The sequence below is a fragment of the Flavobacterium sp. Root186 genome (assembly GCF_001428525.1).
GTDB lineage: Bacteria > Bacteroidota > Bacteroidia > Flavobacteriales > Flavobacteriaceae > Flavobacterium.
Genome location: NZ_LMHW01000014.1, coordinates 21,180 through 38,034, shown reverse-complemented (window position 1 = coordinate 38,034; position 16,855 = coordinate 21,180). Strand labels below are relative to the sequence as shown.

Annotated in this window: 16 protein-coding genes; 6 read left to right on the top strand and 10 right to left on the bottom strand. The window is 32.7% G+C overall.

Translation table 11 applies throughout. From position 1 onward, the window contains the following. Positions 1 to 13 precede the first annotated feature (13 nt). From mscL to ASD98_RS17070, 3 genes are all read left to right on the top strand, one after another. Positions 14 to 391, top strand: coding sequence for a large conductance mechanosensitive channel protein MscL (gene mscL / locus ASD98_RS17080; protein ID WP_056206619.1), 378 nt, complete (start codon positions 14 to 16; stop codon positions 389 to 391). A 176-nt stretch (positions 392 to 567) separates the two neighbouring features. Beyond that, on the top strand, positions 568 to 1,557 hold the full coding sequence (locus ASD98_RS17075; protein ID WP_056206617.1) for an aspartate-semialdehyde dehydrogenase: 990 nt from the start codon (positions 568 to 570) through the stop codon (positions 1,555 to 1,557). A 105-nt stretch (positions 1,558 to 1,662) separates the two neighbouring features. After that, a complete protein-coding gene (locus tag ASD98_RS17070; protein WP_056206616.1) occupies positions 1,663 to 2,349 on the top strand; it encodes a DUF6058 family natural product biosynthesis protein in 687 nt (228 codons plus the stop codon). 52 nt (positions 2,350 to 2,401) lie between these two features. Here ASD98_RS17070 and ASD98_RS17065 read toward each other — a convergent pair whose 3' ends face one another. The 4 genes from ASD98_RS17065 to ASD98_RS17050 form a co-directional block, all read right to left on the bottom strand. Then, a complete protein-coding gene (locus ASD98_RS17065) occupies positions 2,402 to 2,719 on the bottom strand; it encodes a 2Fe-2S iron-sulfur cluster-binding protein (protein ID WP_056206614.1) in 318 nt (105 codons plus the stop codon). A 58-nt stretch (positions 2,720 to 2,777) separates the two neighbouring features. Next, on the bottom strand, positions 2,778 to 3,257 hold the full coding sequence (locus ASD98_RS17060; RefSeq protein WP_056206612.1) for a hypothetical protein: 480 nt from the start codon (positions 3,255 to 3,257) through the stop codon (positions 2,778 to 2,780). A 215-nt stretch (positions 3,258 to 3,472) separates the two neighbouring features. Beyond that, positions 3,473 to 3,712 (bottom strand): NifU family protein, encoded by a 240-nt coding sequence (locus ASD98_RS17055; RefSeq protein WP_053469915.1) that lies wholly within the window; start codon positions 3,710 to 3,712, stop codon positions 3,473 to 3,475. Between the two features lie 80 nt (positions 3,713 to 3,792). Then, positions 3,793 to 4,923 carry an Mrp/NBP35 family ATP-binding protein gene (locus tag ASD98_RS17050; protein WP_056206610.1) on the bottom strand — a complete coding sequence of 377 codons (1,131 nt, stop codon included), beginning with the start codon at positions 4,921 to 4,923 and terminating at the stop codon, positions 3,793 to 3,795. A gap of 419 nt (positions 4,924 to 5,342) precedes the next feature. On the opposite strand from ASD98_RS17050, the gene ASD98_RS17045 reads away from it, so the two are divergent. Then, entirely contained in the window at positions 5,343 to 6,962 is a 1,620-nt protein-coding gene (locus tag ASD98_RS17045) for a murein L,D-transpeptidase (protein ID WP_056206609.1), read from the top strand. Positions 6,963 to 7,027: 65 nt separating this feature from the next. On the opposite strand, the gene ASD98_RS17040 is transcribed toward ASD98_RS17045, so the two are convergent. From ASD98_RS17040 to ASD98_RS17030, 3 genes are all read right to left on the bottom strand, one after another. After that, positions 7,028 to 9,454 (bottom strand): ABC transporter permease, encoded by a 2,427-nt coding sequence (locus ASD98_RS17040; RefSeq protein ID WP_056206607.1) that lies wholly within the window; start codon positions 9,452 to 9,454, stop codon positions 7,028 to 7,030. 136 nt (positions 9,455 to 9,590) lie between these two features. After that, entirely contained in the window at positions 9,591 to 10,298 is a 708-nt protein-coding gene (locus tag ASD98_RS17035) for an ABC transporter ATP-binding protein (protein ID WP_056206605.1), read from the bottom strand. A 204-nt stretch (positions 10,299 to 10,502) separates the two neighbouring features. After that, on the bottom strand, positions 10,503 to 11,747 hold the full coding sequence (locus tag ASD98_RS17030; RefSeq protein WP_056206603.1) for an efflux RND transporter periplasmic adaptor subunit: 1,245 nt from the start codon (positions 11,745 to 11,747) through the stop codon (positions 10,503 to 10,505). Positions 11,748 to 11,904: 157 nt separating this feature from the next. Here ASD98_RS17030 and ASD98_RS17025 point away from each other — a divergent pair, with 157 nt between their 5' ends. Next, complete coding sequence (locus tag ASD98_RS17025; RefSeq protein WP_056207415.1) at positions 11,905 to 13,248, top strand: sigma-54 dependent transcriptional regulator; 1,344 nt, start codon at positions 11,905 to 11,907, stop codon at positions 13,246 to 13,248. Positions 13,249 to 13,378: 130 nt separating this feature from the next. Continuing rightward, a complete protein-coding gene (locus tag ASD98_RS17020) occupies positions 13,379 to 14,704 on the top strand; it encodes a PAS domain-containing sensor histidine kinase (RefSeq protein ID WP_056206601.1) in 1,326 nt (441 codons plus the stop codon). Positions 14,705 to 14,864: 160 nt separating this feature from the next. Here ASD98_RS17020 and ASD98_RS17015 read toward each other — a convergent pair whose 3' ends face one another. The 3 genes from ASD98_RS17015 to trmB all read right to left on the bottom strand — a co-directional run bounded on the left by ASD98_RS17015 (position 14,865) and on the right by trmB (position 16,756). Further along, positions 14,865 to 15,194, bottom strand: a complete 330-nt coding sequence (locus ASD98_RS17015; RefSeq protein WP_056206598.1) for an MGMT family protein — start codon at positions 15,192 to 15,194, stop codon at positions 14,865 to 14,867. Between the two features lie 203 nt (positions 15,195 to 15,397). After that, a complete protein-coding gene (locus ASD98_RS17010) occupies positions 15,398 to 16,036 on the bottom strand; it encodes a LysE family transporter (protein ID WP_056206596.1) in 639 nt (212 codons plus the stop codon). Between the two features lie 42 nt (positions 16,037 to 16,078). Continuing rightward, entirely contained in the window at positions 16,079 to 16,756 is a 678-nt protein-coding gene (trmB, locus tag ASD98_RS17005) for a tRNA (guanosine(46)-N7)-methyltransferase TrmB (protein WP_056206595.1), read from the bottom strand. Positions 16,757 to 16,855 lie beyond the last annotated feature (99 nt).

Below are 16,855 nucleotides of genomic sequence, written 5' to 3'. Positions count from 1 at the left end.
AAAAGAAATAATTATGGGTGTATTTTCAGAATTTAAGGAATTTGCAATGAAAGGCAACGTAGTCGATTTGGCTGTCGGTGTAATTATTGGAGCAGCTTTTGGTAAAATTGTAAGCTCATTAATTGAAAATGTAATAACGCCATTGATATTGAAACCGGCATTAGATGCGGCACATTTATCAACTATTGAAGAACTGACGGCTTTTGGAGGTGTCAAATACGGTTTGTTTCTTTCGGCAGTAATTAACTTTATAATCGTTGCTTTTGTTTTATTCTTAATCATAAAAGGAATAAACAATCTTAAAAAGAAAGATGTTCCGCCACCGCCGCCAGCCGGACCAACGCAGGAAGAATTACTTACGCAAATTAGAGATTTATTAAAAAATAAATAAAGATATATATACCGCTACACTAAGTCTAACTTAACCGCTTCACAACGAAGCGGTTTTTTACATATTGTTTAATTTATAACATTTTGTTATTTTTTGTGAAGCGTGTTGTTTTCGTTTTTATTATAACTATTTTTGCAGTGTAAAATTAGATTAATAGATATTTAAAAATATAAATAATGAGAATTGCAGTTGTAGGTGCTACCGGAATGGTTGGCGAAGTAATGCTTAAAGTTTTAGCAGAAAGAAATTTTCCTGTTACAGAATTAATTCCTGTTGCATCTGAAAGATCAGTAGGAAAAGAAATTGAATATAAAGGAACGAAATATAAAGTTGTTGGTTTACAGACTGCTGTAGATATGAAAGCGGATATCGCAGTTTTCTCTGCAGGTGGAGATACATCTTTAGAATGGGCTCCAAAATTTGCTGCAGCGGGAACAACTGTTATTGATAACTCATCGGCATGGAGAATGGACCCAACTAAGAAATTAGTAGTTCCGGAAATCAATGCATCTGTATTAACAAAAGAAGATAAAATTATTGCAAACCCAAACTGTTCTACTATTCAAATGGTATTGGCTTTGGCTCCTTTGCATAAAAAATACAACATTAAAAGAATCATCGTTTCTACTTACCAGTCTATCACTGGAACTGGTGTAAAAGCAGTGAAACAATTAGAAAACGAATACGCGGGAATTCAAGGTGATATGGCTTACAAATATCCTATCCATAGAAATGCAATTCCACACTGTGATAGTTTTGAAGAAAACGGATACACTAAAGAAGAAATGAAATTAGTGCGTGAAACTCAAAAAATTCTTGGTGATAACACAATCAGAGTTACGGCTACTGCAGTTCGTGTACCGGTTGTAGGCGGACACAGTGAAGCGGTAAATGTTGAGTTTACAAATGATTTTGAAGTAAATGAAGTTCGCGAAATTCTGCACAATACTGATGGAGTAGTGGTGCAGGATAATTTAGATACATTTACTTACCCAATGCCATTATATGCAGAAGGTAAAAATGATGTATTTGTTGGAAGAATTCGTCGTGACGAAAGCCAGCCAAATACATTAAATATGTGGATTGTTGCTGACAACTTAAGAAAAGGTGCTGCAACAAACACGATCCAAATTGCTGAATATTTAATTGCAGCAGGTTTGGTATAATTAGAGATTAAAGAAAATTGTTATAAAGAAAAAGCCGTAATTGCAGCAATGTAATTACGGCTTTTTCGATTTATTTTAATGTTATATTTGACTTTTATTTAAACTATGAAAGACATTAATTTAAAATACATCGAAAACCATTATATTGAGTTCAACGATGTAATTAAAACGGCGAATATTGCAGCAGATAAACTATATTGGTTAATCGAGGTTAAACTTGTTCCTGAGCCTTCTTATATTGTAAAGTCAGAAATTACAATTAGTTCTTCGCTAAATGACAGCCACCTGATAATGACAGATAAAAAGTATTTTCACCCAAAGGTTTTAGACCTTATAAAAATGAATGCTGATAATTCGAATCCTGAAAAATTCAAATCTGAGTTTAAAGAAAACTTGCTGTCAAACTTAAAAAATCATGCTTACAATACATTTGCGTACGGAAATGTTTTTGATGAAAATCAAAATGTTGATAATGTAAAAACCGAAAATGCATTAGAGGAAGAGTGGAATTACTTTTGCAAAGGGGTGTACGGAATCTGCACCTTACAAAACAATGAAAATGCTATTATAAATAAAGAGGTCACAATAAAAAGAATCTTGAATTTCATCGAAAAGAAGTCAACTTCATTAACAAACGATGAAAAAATAGAGCTGCAAGAACTCAATGCAGAATTTAATAAATCAACCAGTTTGTTTGCGCCTTATCAGCGAGAATCGAGCAGTCGGGGTAAATATTTAGATAAGCTGCTAAGGGAGTTTTCGTTAGATAATTTGATTAAAGATTACGATTAAAAATTTGGAAATAAAAAAAGCGAGAACCAATTGATTCTCGCTTTTTTATTTTTTAATATTCAGGAGCCAGTTCTAATTCCAGTCCTTCTAATCCTTCAGTAATTGGGATCTGACAGCCTAAGCGGCTATTGGATTTAACATAAAACGCTTCCGAAAGCATAGCCTCTTCTTCATCTCCCATTTCTGGTAACGCAACATCATTAAGAACATAACACTGGCAGGAAGCGCACATTGCCATTCCTCCGCAGGTTCCTTCAACAGGAAGTTCGTATGCCTTGCATAACTCCATTATATTCATTGCCATATCAGTCGGAGCCTGTAATTCGTGTATAACTCCTTCTCGATCTTTAATCTTTATTAATACATCCATTTATTATGGGAATTTTATTGACAGGATTTTATAACGTGAAAAAATCCTTGTATTTATACTAACTCGTAGGTTTTGTACTAAAAGCGTATTCTTTTCCGTTGCTTTCTTTAAGACGCATTTTTACGCCTAAAATACTATCGCTTTTCTCAAGAATTGTAATAACTGCAACTACTGAATAATAATCTCTATCAGATTGAAAAATTAATGTGCCTTCGTAAGTAGAGTTTAAAACTCCTTGTTTGTCTGTTGTTGCAGAAACCTTTCTCGGGTTCAAAAACTGCGCTGAACTATATGTCGCTCTGTTTGAAAATTTTCCTTTTCCATCAACAAAATCGTATAAGAAATCATAATTTCCAATACTTAAAGTTCCAGGTGCATCAGCAGGGTTAATTGAAAACACAATTTTTCCTGAGTACGTAAAATCTGACCATTCTTCAGCTTCGCTTATCCAAGCTTTGTCAACAACAACTGTTTTATTTTGCGCATAAATGCCTGACGCAAAAAACACTAACAAAAATAGAGTGTAAAATTTCTTCATAAAATATAAGATTAAGGGTTATGTCACAAATTTAAGTTAAAAATGTAACAAATAGTTAACTAAAACTCTTAAATCTTTATATTGTTTTTTATGAAATCCTCAAAAAACCGCAACAATCGAGTTAGTTTATTGAAGTTTTACAAATCTTTGCACTTAAAGGCCTATTATTCTTGTTAATTCAATAAAGCAAAAACAAGACAATAAATATCGTTTTATTACATAATATTTACCACAGTTTCAATTTGTGGTGCATATTTTTTTATAGTGGTTTCTACACCGGCTTTTAGGGTCATCTGGTTTACGCTGCAGCTTATGCATGCACCCTCTAGACGAACTTTTACATGTTTATCGTCATCTATAGAGATTAGCGAAATATCTCCGCCATCAGACTTTAAGAATGGCCTGATTTCGTCTAAGGCCAATAAAACATTATTTGTTAATTCTTCTGTTGTCATAATATTTAATGTGTCAATTAGAAAATGTGTCAATTAGAAATTTTAAAAAAAAATCTCATTATCTCATTATCTCAATTATCCTAATTTTTCTTAACTGCAGAGCAGCCTGCCATAGTTGTAATTTTAATGGCTTCGGTAGCAGGAAGACTTTCGTTTCTGCTTACTACTTCCTGAACTACGTTTCTGGTGATTTCTTCAAAAACAGCTTCAATAGGCGATGCCGTTTGTAAAGCCGCCGGACGGCCGTAATCTCCTGCTTCACGAATAGACTGTACAATTGGAACTTCTCCTAAAAACGGAACATTTAAATCTGCTGCAAGGTTTTTTGCTCCTTCCTGTCCAAAGATATAATATTTATTATTTGGCAATTCCTCTGGTGTAAAATAAGCCATGTTTTCAATGATTCCCAAAACAGGAACATTAATGTTATCCTGCATAAACATCGAAACTCCTTTTTTAGCATCGGCAAGAGCCACAGCCTGTGGTGTACTTACTACAACAGCTCCCGTAATTGGTAAAGACTGCATAATAGAAAGGTGAATATCTCCAGTTCCCGGAGGTAAATCAAGAAGCATAAAATCTAATTCTCCCCAATCTGCATCAAAAATCATTTGGTTCAATGCTTTTGCAGCCATTGGTCCTCTCCAGATTACTGCCTGGCTGGGTGCTGTAAAAAATCCAATAGAAAGCATTTTAATTTCATAACTTTCAATTGGTTTCATTTTTGATTTTCCGTCAACAGTAATCGAAACCGGTTTTTCATTTTCAACATCAAACATAATTGGCATTGAAGGTCCGTAAATATCGGCATCTAAAACTCCAACTTTGAAACCCATTTTTGCAAGCGTAACGGCAATATTTGCAGTAACAGTCGATTTTCCAACTCCTCCTTTTCCAGAAGCAACTGCAATAATATTTTTAATTCCCGGAATAGCACGACCTTTAATTTCGGCTTTCTCAGGAGTTTCTACTTTAATGTTTACTTTAATTTTAGCATCGGCAGATATTAATTCGTGAATCGTTTTTTTAATATCATCTTCAGCTCTTTTTTTGATATGCATAGCTGGCGTGTGCAATACTAAATCGACTACAACTTCGTCGCCAAAAGTAAGTACGTTAGCAACCGCACCACTTTCGACCATATTTTTTCCTTCTCCCGCTATAGTGATTGTTTCTAAAGCTTTAAGAATTTCTTTTCTATCTAATTTCATTTTATTGTGCTATTATGTATGGAAAGAAATCGATTTAAAATTCTATATTAATTTAAACTGATTTCAGACTGCAAAGATAACAGATTAAGTTTGGATTTAAACTCTTTTAAATTGTATTTATTGATATTGAGATTAGTCAAAATGATGAATGCAGATTTTTTAAAATCATTAAAATTCGAAAAGATGTTCTAAAACCTTATTCTGTAAAGATTTCTTTTAATTATAATCTGCATAAAAATGTATGAAATTTACAGCAGTAAATGTAAGAATTGTCAATTATCTTGATTAAATTTGAGTGCCTTAAATCTAAGATTTCCCAATAGTACAAAAAAGTATGAAAACTTATTTTTGGCGCTTCTTTATGAGTTTTCGATATTTTTTGAAATGATTTTTATTTTAAAAATTTAAACCTTAAAAATATGCGAAATTTTACTTCTCTTTCTGTAATTATTGCTTGTAGTTTTTTAATGTTTTCTATAAATGCAGCAAGCTATACATCGAAAATTAAAAATGAAAATTCTGAGTTTGAAAACGTTTTTGAATTCAAAAACAAGTTTGTTTTAGGAACAATTGATGCCGCTTCAATAAACAGCTTTTATGCGAAGTATCCTAAACTGAAGAAATATCAAAAAGACGTAGAAGATCTTTATAAAAAGAAAGCTTACAATACGATTTGGTATGATGATAAAAATGTCAGCGAGTTTGGTGCTTTATTATATCATAAGGTAGGTCTTTTAGAAGAGCAGGGTATAAATGCAGAAATGCCTTATATGGATTTGGTTGACGATGTTTTTAATGAAAATGTTTCAAATAAACTTCCACAAATAGACACAGAGCTTCTGCTTTCTAATATGTATGTATTTTATGCAAGTAATGTATATTCTGGAGTCGATGCCGAGACTTTGAAAAAAATTGGCTGGTATCTTCCAACCAAAACAATTTCATATGATCGAATTTTAGATTCTTTAATGGGCGATCCGGGTCGATTGAACAAGGATGAAAATCTTCTTTTCAGCCAATATTATAAACTTCAGGATGTTTTACAACGGTATCGAAATATTGAAAAAAAAGGTCTTTGGAAAAAAATTGAGATTGATGAAGCAAATTTCAAAGATTTAAAACCTTTAGACAGCGGAAAAGTTATCCAGCAAATTAGAGAACGTTTGTTTGTGGTTGGTGATTTAAAAGAAGACTCTAAAAGCCAGTATTATGATCAGGAAATGATGGACGCCGCTTTAAAGTATAAAAAACGATACGGACTTAAGTTGAATTACACTTTTACAAAAGAACAAATTGACCAGATGAACGAACCAATTGGAAATCGAATTCGGACTATTATGCTGAATATGGAACGCTGCAGATGGATTCCGACCAAACTCGCAAAAGCAGATGAATATGTAATGGTAAATATTCCGTCGTTTCGATTAGTATATGTAAAGAATGGGAAATATGATTTGGTTTCGGATGTTTTTGTGGGAACACGAATGACAGAAACGGTAATTTTTAGCGGTAATATCGACCGAATTGTTTTTAGTCCGTACTGGTATGTTCCAACAAGTATTATTCAAAATGAATTAAAACTTAAAATTGCCGAAGATAAAAACTATCTCGCCGATCATAATATGGAATGGAATGGAGGCCATGTAAGACAAAAACCCGGCCCGGACAATTCTCTGGGATTAGTCAAATTTATGTTTCCAAATCCAAATGATATTTACCTGCATGATACTCCGGCAAAAAGCTTATTTGAATTTGAAAAACGAATTTTCAGTCACGGATGTATTAATGTAAAAGAAGCTAAACAACTCGCTCTGGAAATCCTAAAAGACAATCCTGAGTGGCCGGTTGATAAAATTAATCAGGCCATGAGCGGTGAAAAAGAAACTACCTGCATGCTCAAAAATAAAATCCCAATTTATATAGGATATTTTACTGCCTGGGTAAACGATGATGGAGAAATTGGATTTTATCCGGATGTTTATGATCGGGATCAGCGTTTAGATAAACTGCTGTATTCTGACCCTGTTGCTTTAAAATAAAAAACAAATCCCCGTCAAGATTCTCATATCTGACGGGGATTCTCTTAAAAAAATGGTCTACAAGCTTATTCGTATTTTAAATATTTTAAAACGTCTATTTTGGTTACCTGATACGCTTTTGCCAAAACAATCAGCAAAGTAAGAACTAACAGCGAAACAAGTGCAATACTAAAAGGAGCGGCTGAAACATTAATTCTGAAAGCAAAATCTTCAAGCCATTTTTGCAATAAAATATAAGCCGGAACAATACCAATTGCAAATCCTGTTAAACAGAAAATGATGTATTGTTTTGATAACTCTTTCAGTAAAACATCTGTTTCTGCGCCAAGTGTTTTTCTAATCGCTATTTCTTTCAATCTTCTTTCCATCGAAAATGATGCCAAAGCAAACAATCCAAAAATTGCAATTGTGATTACAACCAGATTCAGGATAAAAAACAAATCTTTTTGTTTTACCTGCTCCTGATAAGTTTTAGCAAATCCTTTGTTTACAAATTCATAATCAAAAGGATAATCAGGATTTACGTTTGTCTCCCAATATGTTTTTAATTTATCTAATGTTTCGCTCAGATTATTTGGAGAAACTTTTATATATACATTATCAAAATTATTCCATTTCAAGGTTTTAAGATTGATAAAAACCATTGGAGGAACTTTATTTTGCAATCCTGTAATATGAAAATCCTTTACAATCCCTACAACCTTAAACTTTAAATTTCCTTTTTCATTCCCCCAGCCCGAAGTTATAACTGTATTTATAGGATTTTTAAGTCCTAATGATTTAGCCAGAGTTTCATTTATAAGCCAGTTATCAATAGTATCTGAGGCAAATTTTGGAGATAAATCACGACCTTCAACCACTTTAATTTTCATCATATCAAGAAAGCCAAAGTCCATTTCAACATTTCGAGGCTGAACAAAAACACCGTTGTGCGTAAAACCCGAACTCGAATTAGTGCTGTTTCCAAATGTGCCGGCAAAAGTAGAAACCTCCTGAACGCCGGATATTTTTAGAATTTCTTGTTTTGTTACTTGATATTTTTCACCCTTTTTTTTGTAATCGTTATAATTAAACGGAACTCTGATTACCTGATTACCATTAAAACCAAGATCTTTATTCATCATATAACCCACCTGAGAATTTACAATCAAAGCACCAATGATAAAAAATGTTGCAATTCCGAATTGAAAAATAAGCATCGAATTCCGAATCCAGATACCACTTTTGCTTCTGGAGAAATTACCTTTTAAAACTTTTAAAGTTTCGAAATTTGAGATATAAATGGCAGGGAATATACCCGCAAAAATGATTACTAATCCAAAAATCAAAATGAGCTGCAGGTAAAATTCACCGCCATTCATAGTCAAAGTCTTTCTTAAAAAAGAATTATAATACGGAAGAGAAAGTTCAACAATTGCTAAAGCAAACAAAATTGACAGCATTACAATTATTGCCGTTTCAAATATAAACTGCGTAATAATTTGGTTTTTTGAAGCACCAACAATTTTACGGACACCAACTTCTTTAGCACGTTTTATGGCAGAAGCTGTGGCGAGATTAATATAATTTACCAATGATAAAACCAAAATTAAAATCGATAAACCAGCCATAATATAAATAAGCTGTAAGTTTCCTTTTAATTCAGGAGTAGCAGATCCCGAAGTTTTGGTGCCATGTAAATGCAGCGTTTTCAGCTGATCAAGTATAACTTCTATTTCTCCATTTTCCTTAACGTACTGTTCAACCGTCTGGCCGCTTTCTTTAGCATCTTTTAAAGTTCTGTTTACATAATTTACGTTATGCATTTTCTTTAAAACCAAAGCAGGATCAGCATTTTTTTTAATTTTAATCAGCAAACCATAATTAAAATTCCCCCAGCTGTTAATATCGCTTTCACGTACAATGTCACCAAAAACATAGTTAGGTTCAACAGAAGAAGGTTTCACAATGCGATAAACAGATTTTACGATATAGGACTTATCATTGTAGGTAATAGATTTTCCGATAGGATCTTCATTATTAAAAAGCAGTGCAGCCTGTTGCTCAGAAATGGCGACACTGTTTTTCTCTTTTAAAATATCTTTTTTAGCACCTTTTATGATCGGGAAAGGGAAAAAATCAAAAAAGTTATTATCAGATACTGTTATCTTTTTATCGATTACTTTTTTATTCTGATATTTTATCGCTGCTTCGCTATACCAATTGTGCATAAAGGAAATCTGCTCAATTTCTGGGATCGATGCCTTGCAGGTTTGTCCAAACGGGATTGAACTCGTAGCCCAGGTGTCTCCGGTTTTTCCTATTTTGTTTAGAACCTGATAGACATTTTCTTTTTCCGGATTCCATTGATTGTAAGAGTGCTCATTATTCCAATATAAAATGGCAAAAATCACACCGGCAACACCAATACTTAATCCTAAAACATTTAAAAACGAAAACAATTTGCTTTGCCTTAAATGATAAACAAATATTTTAAACCAGTTAAAAATCATGGTATAAGTTTTATAATTACGTTAGTTATTTTTTGGTCCAAAGGCTGGTTGGCCTTTTAAAGAAGAGTAAAAATTTTGCAAACAAATCCCACCAGAACTAAGATTGCAGTAATAACAAATTTTATCATTTTTTCGATTATTTAGCGTCCATAAAAACATCAACATTTCTCTGATTTAGTTTTTCAGAGAATATAACTCCGTCTTTCATATGAATTGTTCTTTGTGAAAAAGAAGCATCATAATCAGAGTGGGTAACCATCAAAATTGTAGCACCTTTAGCATGTAAATCAGTTAAAAGTTCCATTACCTCATTACCATTTTTACTGTCCAGATTTCCTGTTGGCTCATCGGCCAGGATAATTTTTGGGTCATTAACCAAAGCTCTAGCAACCGCAACTCTTTGCTGCTGACCTCCGGAAAGCTGCTGTGGAAAATGTTTCAATCGATGTGAAATATTTAGTTTCTCAGCAATAGCTTCTATTTTTTGTTTTCTATCCGATGCTTTTACATTATTGTAAAGCAAAGGCAATTCGATATTATCATAAACCGAAAGCTCATCGATTAAGTTGAAATTCTGAAAAATGAAGCCAATGTTCTCTTTACGAACAGCAGCTCTTCCTTTCTCTTTTAAATTAATCATTTCCTGATCTAATAATTTGTAACTTCCGTCAGTGGCACTGTCTAAAAGTCCGATGATATTTAACAAAGTCGATTTTCCGCAGCCAGAAGGCCCCATAATCGTTAAAAAATCACCTTTTTTAATTTCTACATTAATACCGCTTAAAGCAGCAGTTTCAACTTCTTCGGTTCTAAATACTTTGGTTAAATTTTGTATCGTTATCATATTTTAAAAGATTAGTTATTAATTACGTTTTTTGATTGATGATTGATGATTGATGTTTTTATATTTTTTGTTTCGCCACGAATTTCACGAATGAATATTTTTCGTAATGCATATAATAATTAGTGCAAATTAGTGAAATTCGTGGCAGACTTTTTTTACTAAACTGCGACTGAACACTAAAAACCTGAACACTGACCACTTAATTTACTGCGACTGAATCGAAAGTTCCTCAATATCCTTATAATCGGAATACGAAGAAATTATTACAGATTGGCCTTCTTTCAAGCCTTCCAAAACTTCAAAATACGAAGGATTTTCTCTTCCTAATTTTATATTTCTTCTTTCGGCTTTATTTCCTTTTACTACAAAAATCCATTTTCCTGCAGTTTCCTGATTAAAACTTCCTTTTTGTACAACCAATATTTTGTTTTTCTCAGATAAAATCAGCTTCACTCCAAAACTTAAACCGTCTTGTAAAGCAATCTCTTCTTTAGAAACAAAAGCTAATTCTACAATAAAATGCCCGTTTTTAACCTCTGGAATTACTTTAGTAACAATAACTTCCAGCGTTTTTCCTTTAAATTCAACCTGGCCTTTTAAACCTTCGCGAATTTTCTCCAAGTAAAACTCGTCAACATCTGCAGCTAATTTGTAACCTCGTTTAGAATCAATTTTTCCAATGCTTTCCCCAGCCTGAAATGTCTTTCCTAAAACAGGTTCAAAAGAAGTCAATCGGCCAGATTCTGGAGCTGTAATCAAAAAGTTCTTTTTGTTATTTCTTAAAATATCAAGACTCATTTCCATTGTTTGAATCGAACGGTTAATTTGAGAAATCTGCAATTGGTTTGATTGCTTTTCTTTTTGAATACTTTGCTGAATCGTTTTTTTACGTTCTTCCTGAAAACGAAGACTTTCCTTAAAAGTATTCCAGTCATTTTTTGAGATCACATCTTTAGCAAACAATTTTGCATTTAAATCGTATAATCTTTTGGCGTCATTATAATCGTGTTCAATTAAAACATAATCTTTAGTTAGATTCAGTTCTTGATTTCTAATGTTCAGTTTTCCTGTATTCAAATTATTGATCTGCTCGATAATGGCTGTTTCCTGAGTCAAATAATTGAGTTCTGTATTTGGGTTGTATAAACGTGCCAGCGATTGTCCTTTTGTAACCATTGCGCCATTTTCTACAAAAATTTCTTTTACAGAACCTCCTTCTGTAACGTTTACAAGCATTACGTTTAATGGTTCAACTTTTGCCTGAAAAACAACAAAATCTTCAAAAAAAGCTTTTTCAACTTTATGGATTGAAAGTTCTTCAGCTTTTACATTTAAACTTCTTTTTGAATTAAAAGAAAAAAAGAGAATTGCTGCCAAAACTAAAAAAACTCCAATTGCTATTGTGAGATATCTAAATTTTCTATTTTTACGAGGAATTATCGTGTCCATTTTTTAAATAATTTACTGATAATCAATAGGTAAATACTGTGCCATAAAATTTATTTTTTGCAAAGCCCTGATTTTAAAGAAGCTTTAAAAAACATTCAAAAACGGAGTGTTCGATAATGAACAGTTGACCGTTCAAAATCGGACAAAAAAATATAAAATGAGAAAAAAGCAAGCCCAAATATTAGTTGTTGACGATCAGGAAGAAATTCTTTTTTCGGCAAAAATGATTCTCAAAAAGCATTTTGAAACGATTTTTACGACCAACAATCCAAAAAAAATCATTTCAATTTTGAATGAAAATGAAATAAATGTCGTTTTGCTGGACATGAATTACCGAATTGGTTTTGAAGATGGGCGAGAAGGAATTCATTGGCTGAAGGAAATAAAAACACTTTCGCCAAATACAATCGTTATTTTGATGACCGCTTTCGGAAAAATTGATACAGCAGTTGAAGGAATAAAAATTGGTGCTTTTGATTATGTGTTAAAACCCTGGCATAACGAAAAACTGCTGGAAACTATTGATAAGGCTGTAGCCGAAAGCCGAAAAAACAGTAAAAAACAAGTTGTTGAAAAAACAGAAAAACGTTATTTTGTTGGAACTTCTCAAAAAATAAAACAAGCGTATTCTATTGCCGAGAAAGTCGCCAGAACGGATGCCAACGTTTTGATTTTAGGTGAAAACGGAACCGGAAAATATGTTTTTTCGGAGTTCATTCATCAAAATTCGGCCAGAAAAAAAGAACCTTTTATTCATGTCGATTTAGGATCTCTAAGTGATAATTTATTCGAAAGTGAACTTTTTGGATACGCAAAAGGAGCTTTTACAGATGCGAAATCCGACACGCCCGGAAGATTTGAAATGGCGCAGAACGGAACCATTTTTCTGGATGAAATTGGTAATATTCCGCTTCATCTGCAATCAAAATTATTACATGTCTTGCAGACTAAAACGGTTACACGTTTAGGCGAAAGCAAACCAAGACCTTTAAATGTCAGAATAATTTCGGCAACCAATAATGATATCAAAGCTGAGGTAAAAAGTAAAACTTTTCGAGAAGATTTATTGTACAGAATTAATACAATGGAAATAAATCTGCCTTCGCTTCGTGAACGAAAAGATGATATTGTTCCGATGGCAAATTTTATTTTAGAAAATATTGCCGAAAAATACAATCAGGAAAATTGGCTTTTTGAAGAAAATGTCGCGCCGTATCTAGAAAAATATCCATGGAAAGGAAATGTCCGTGAAATGGAAAACAAAATTGAACGCGCTCTTATTTTAGCCGAAAACAATACCATTTCTGTAACCGATTTAGATATTTTAGATTTTGAAGAAATTCAGGAAAACGATGATAACCCATTATCTGAAATGGAAAAAACGGCAATCGAAAAAGCACTTTTTAAACATCACGGAAATATCTCAAAAACCGCTGAAGAACTTGGTTTATCAAGAGCCGCTTTATACAGAAGAATTGAAAAATACGATTTGAAGAATTAATTAAGAGTAAAGAGTAAAGAGTAAAGAGTAAAGATTTCTTTTATCTGCTAAATCTGCGAGAAACTAAAATTTTAAGACAAAGCAAAAATCATTTTAATCCGTGAAATCTGTGGCAAAAAAAAATATTTAAATGAAAAACTGGAAATTTTATAATGCCTTGTTCGTAAGAGTTTTGTTTGTTATGATTCTCTTTTTCGTCTGCGTTTTTCTAATCTATAAAATGTTCTATTACAATGCGCTTTTGGTTGGTTTTTTTGCTTTTATATTCTTAGCCGAAATGTATTTTTATATAAAAAACGAACTCCAGTTTTACGACAGAACCTTGCTTTCGATTCTTCAGAATGATTTTTCTACCAATTTTCCCGAAGAGAATAAAAAGGACAATTTTAAAAGCCTGTATCTTTTATATGAAAATTTAAAAGTGCAGCAGCAAGAACAGACATCAAAAGAAATGATTTACCGTTCGCTTTTAAATAATATCGACACCGCAGCTTTAATCCTGGAAAAAGGCAGCGAAGACTGGGATATATTTTTGATGAATGACTGCTTCTCCCATTTATTTAAAGTTCCAAAAGTAAGTCATTGGAAATATCTTAAAAACTATCTGCCTTCACTTTGTGTCGAAATTGAAAAAACGGATTTCAGCGAATTAAAATCGGCAATTTCTATTAAAATAGAAGAACAGGATTTGCAGACATTTATGCTGCAGACTTCAAAAACGCAAACGTATAATAAAGAATATTATATTATTTTATTAGACAGTATTCAGCGTGTTATTGAGAAAAAAGAAAAAGAAGCGTGGATTAATTTGATGAAAATTATCTCGCACGAATTAATGAATTCCTTGACGCCAATTCGTGCGCTTTCGCAGAATTTACTACATATTGTAGATCAGGAGAACTTAGGAGAAGATGATTTTGACGACATTAAAAGCAGTATTTCGACTATTATAAACAGAAGTGATCATTTGCAGGTTTTTGTAGAGAATTATCGTAAACTCGCCATGCTGCCAACGCCAGCGAAACAAATGACGCCAATCAATTCTTTATTCGAAGACTGCCTGCGGATTATGAGTCCGATTCTGAAGGCAGAAAATATTGAATTGATAAATGACATTCACAGTTCACGTTCGATTATGATTGATAAAAATCAAATGGAACAGGTAATTATTAATTTGATTACCAATAGTGTTTATGCTTTAAAAGAGAAAATCGAAAAGAAAATGTATTTGTCGAGTTATAACGAGAATAATCGTTTTTTCATTGCAATTTCGGATAACGGAAAAGGAATCGATCCGGAAATTCAGGACAAAATATTTCTTCCTTTTTTCACCACCAGAAAAGACGGTGCGGGAATTGGCTTAACGCTTTCTAAAAACATTGTCGAAGCACACGGCGGTTACCTAAGCTACCAAACCGATGAAGATAAAACAAGCTTTGTAATCTGCCTGATTTAGCTTTTTTTAACCATATAAGTTATATAAGTTCATTTAAAGTTTTGTTTTGATATATTTTATGATTTAGTCTCGCAAAGTCGCGAAGTCGCAAAGCTTTTTTAATTTTCTTTGCGACTTTGCGAGATATCTATGCGCAATGCTTAATATGAACTTATATAACTTATATGGTGGAAATTTCAGGTTTCCAAAAGTGTTTTTCGAAATCGACAATTTGATTGTTTACCACTTTAATACCTTCGTTTTCTAAAAGCTGCTGCATTAAATTAGTTCCGTCAAAATGATGTTTCCCCGTCAAAAGCCCTTTTTGGTTTACCACTCTGTGCGCCGGAACATCATCCATATTATGACATGCATTCATGGCCCAGCCTACCATTCTTGCCGAACGTGCCGTTCCTAAAGCCTTTGCAATTGCACCATAAGAAGTTACCTTTCCAAACGGAATTTGTCTGGCAACAGCATAAACTCTTTCGAAAAAATTTTCCTCAGCCATAATTTATTTTTTTGCCACAGATTAATGGATTAAAATGATTTTACTAATGAAATTTTCACGCAGATTTTGCAGATTTAGGCAGATCGAAAAAGATTTTTTGATTTAAATGTTATCTGCTTAAATCTGCAAAATCTGCGTGAAACTTAAATTTTATAGACAAAGTAAAGAAATCATATTAATCCGTGAAATCTGTGGTCATTATTTTATCCGAAATAGTAATTCAAAATATTAAAAAGCGTTACAATGGCAACTAAACCTGTAATACTTCCAATAATAGTATTCATGTTTCGCATTAAGTAATCTGTTTTCTTTTCAATTTTTTCAAAGAAACCAATATAACTGTACAAAACAGCAAACGAACCCAAAACAGATCCTAAAACAAAAGTGAAAATAATGCTGTTTTCAAACACAAAAAGATTGTACGAAGCCAAAGTTACACTTACTACAACATAATACGGAATAGGGAAAAAGTTTAGTGCAGAAAGCAGCATTCCAAGAAAGAAACGACTTTTTTTACTGCTCTTTTTAATTTTCGATTTCTTTTTGGTTTTTGGCTCTTTGGCAATAAACAAAAAGTATATGGTTAAGATCGAAAAAATAACAAAACCTATTTCACGTAATAAGGTAACAACATCCGGGCGATTGTCGATTACCTGTGCAAATAATACCGCAACGTAAACCTGAAAAAAAATCACTAAAACAGCACCAATAACAAACCACAAAGCATTCTTTTTTCCTTCTTTCAGATTTATTTTGGCTGCCGTCATATTGATTAATCCCGGTGGAATAATCCCAATTGCGGCGGCAATAAAGCCTGAAAGTAATGGAGTAAGATATACCATTCAGTTGTTTAAGCGATTAAAAGATGTTTTTCAAAAATTAAATTAGTCTTTAATTTTGAAACGAATATACGTAATTGCCTTGTTAATTTCTAAATATTGTTTTTCATAAAATGTTTGAAAAGCAGTAACTTCTTCCGGGCTTCCTTCATTTCTGTATACATTATGGTTGGCATACAAAACTTCGTGGCCTTCTCCGTGAAGCAGTCCAAGCGTGTAACCGTGCATAAATTCGCTGTCGGTTTTAAGGTTTACGACACCGTCTTTTTTAAGGATTTTTTTATACAATTTCAAGAACTCAGAATTTGTCATTCTGTGTTTTGTCCTCTTGTATTTGATCTGCGGATCCGGAAAAGTAATCCAGATTTCATCCACTTCATTTTCGGCAAAAATATGATTGATAAGTTCGATTTGAGTACGAACAAAAGCAACATTATGAAGTCCGTTTTCAACGGCAGTTTTAGCACCACGCCAAAAACGTGCACCTTTAATATCAATTCCGATAAAATTTTTGTTGGGATATTTTTCTGCTAATCCAACTGAGTATTCACCTTTCCCACATCCTAATTCTAAAACCAGAGGATTATCATTTTTAAAGAAATCCGAATTCCATTTTCCTCTCAAAGGCATTAAATTGCCTACAACTTCTTCTCTTGTTGGTTGAAAAACGTTTTGAAATGTTTCGTTTTCTCTGAATCTTTTTAGTTTATTTTTACTTCCCACTTTTTACAAAAATTTTCAGCAAAATTAAGGAATATAAACGAATGAAAATAGCTGAATTAGGTTTTAAAAGTTTTTAGCCACGAATTCACGAATTTTAAT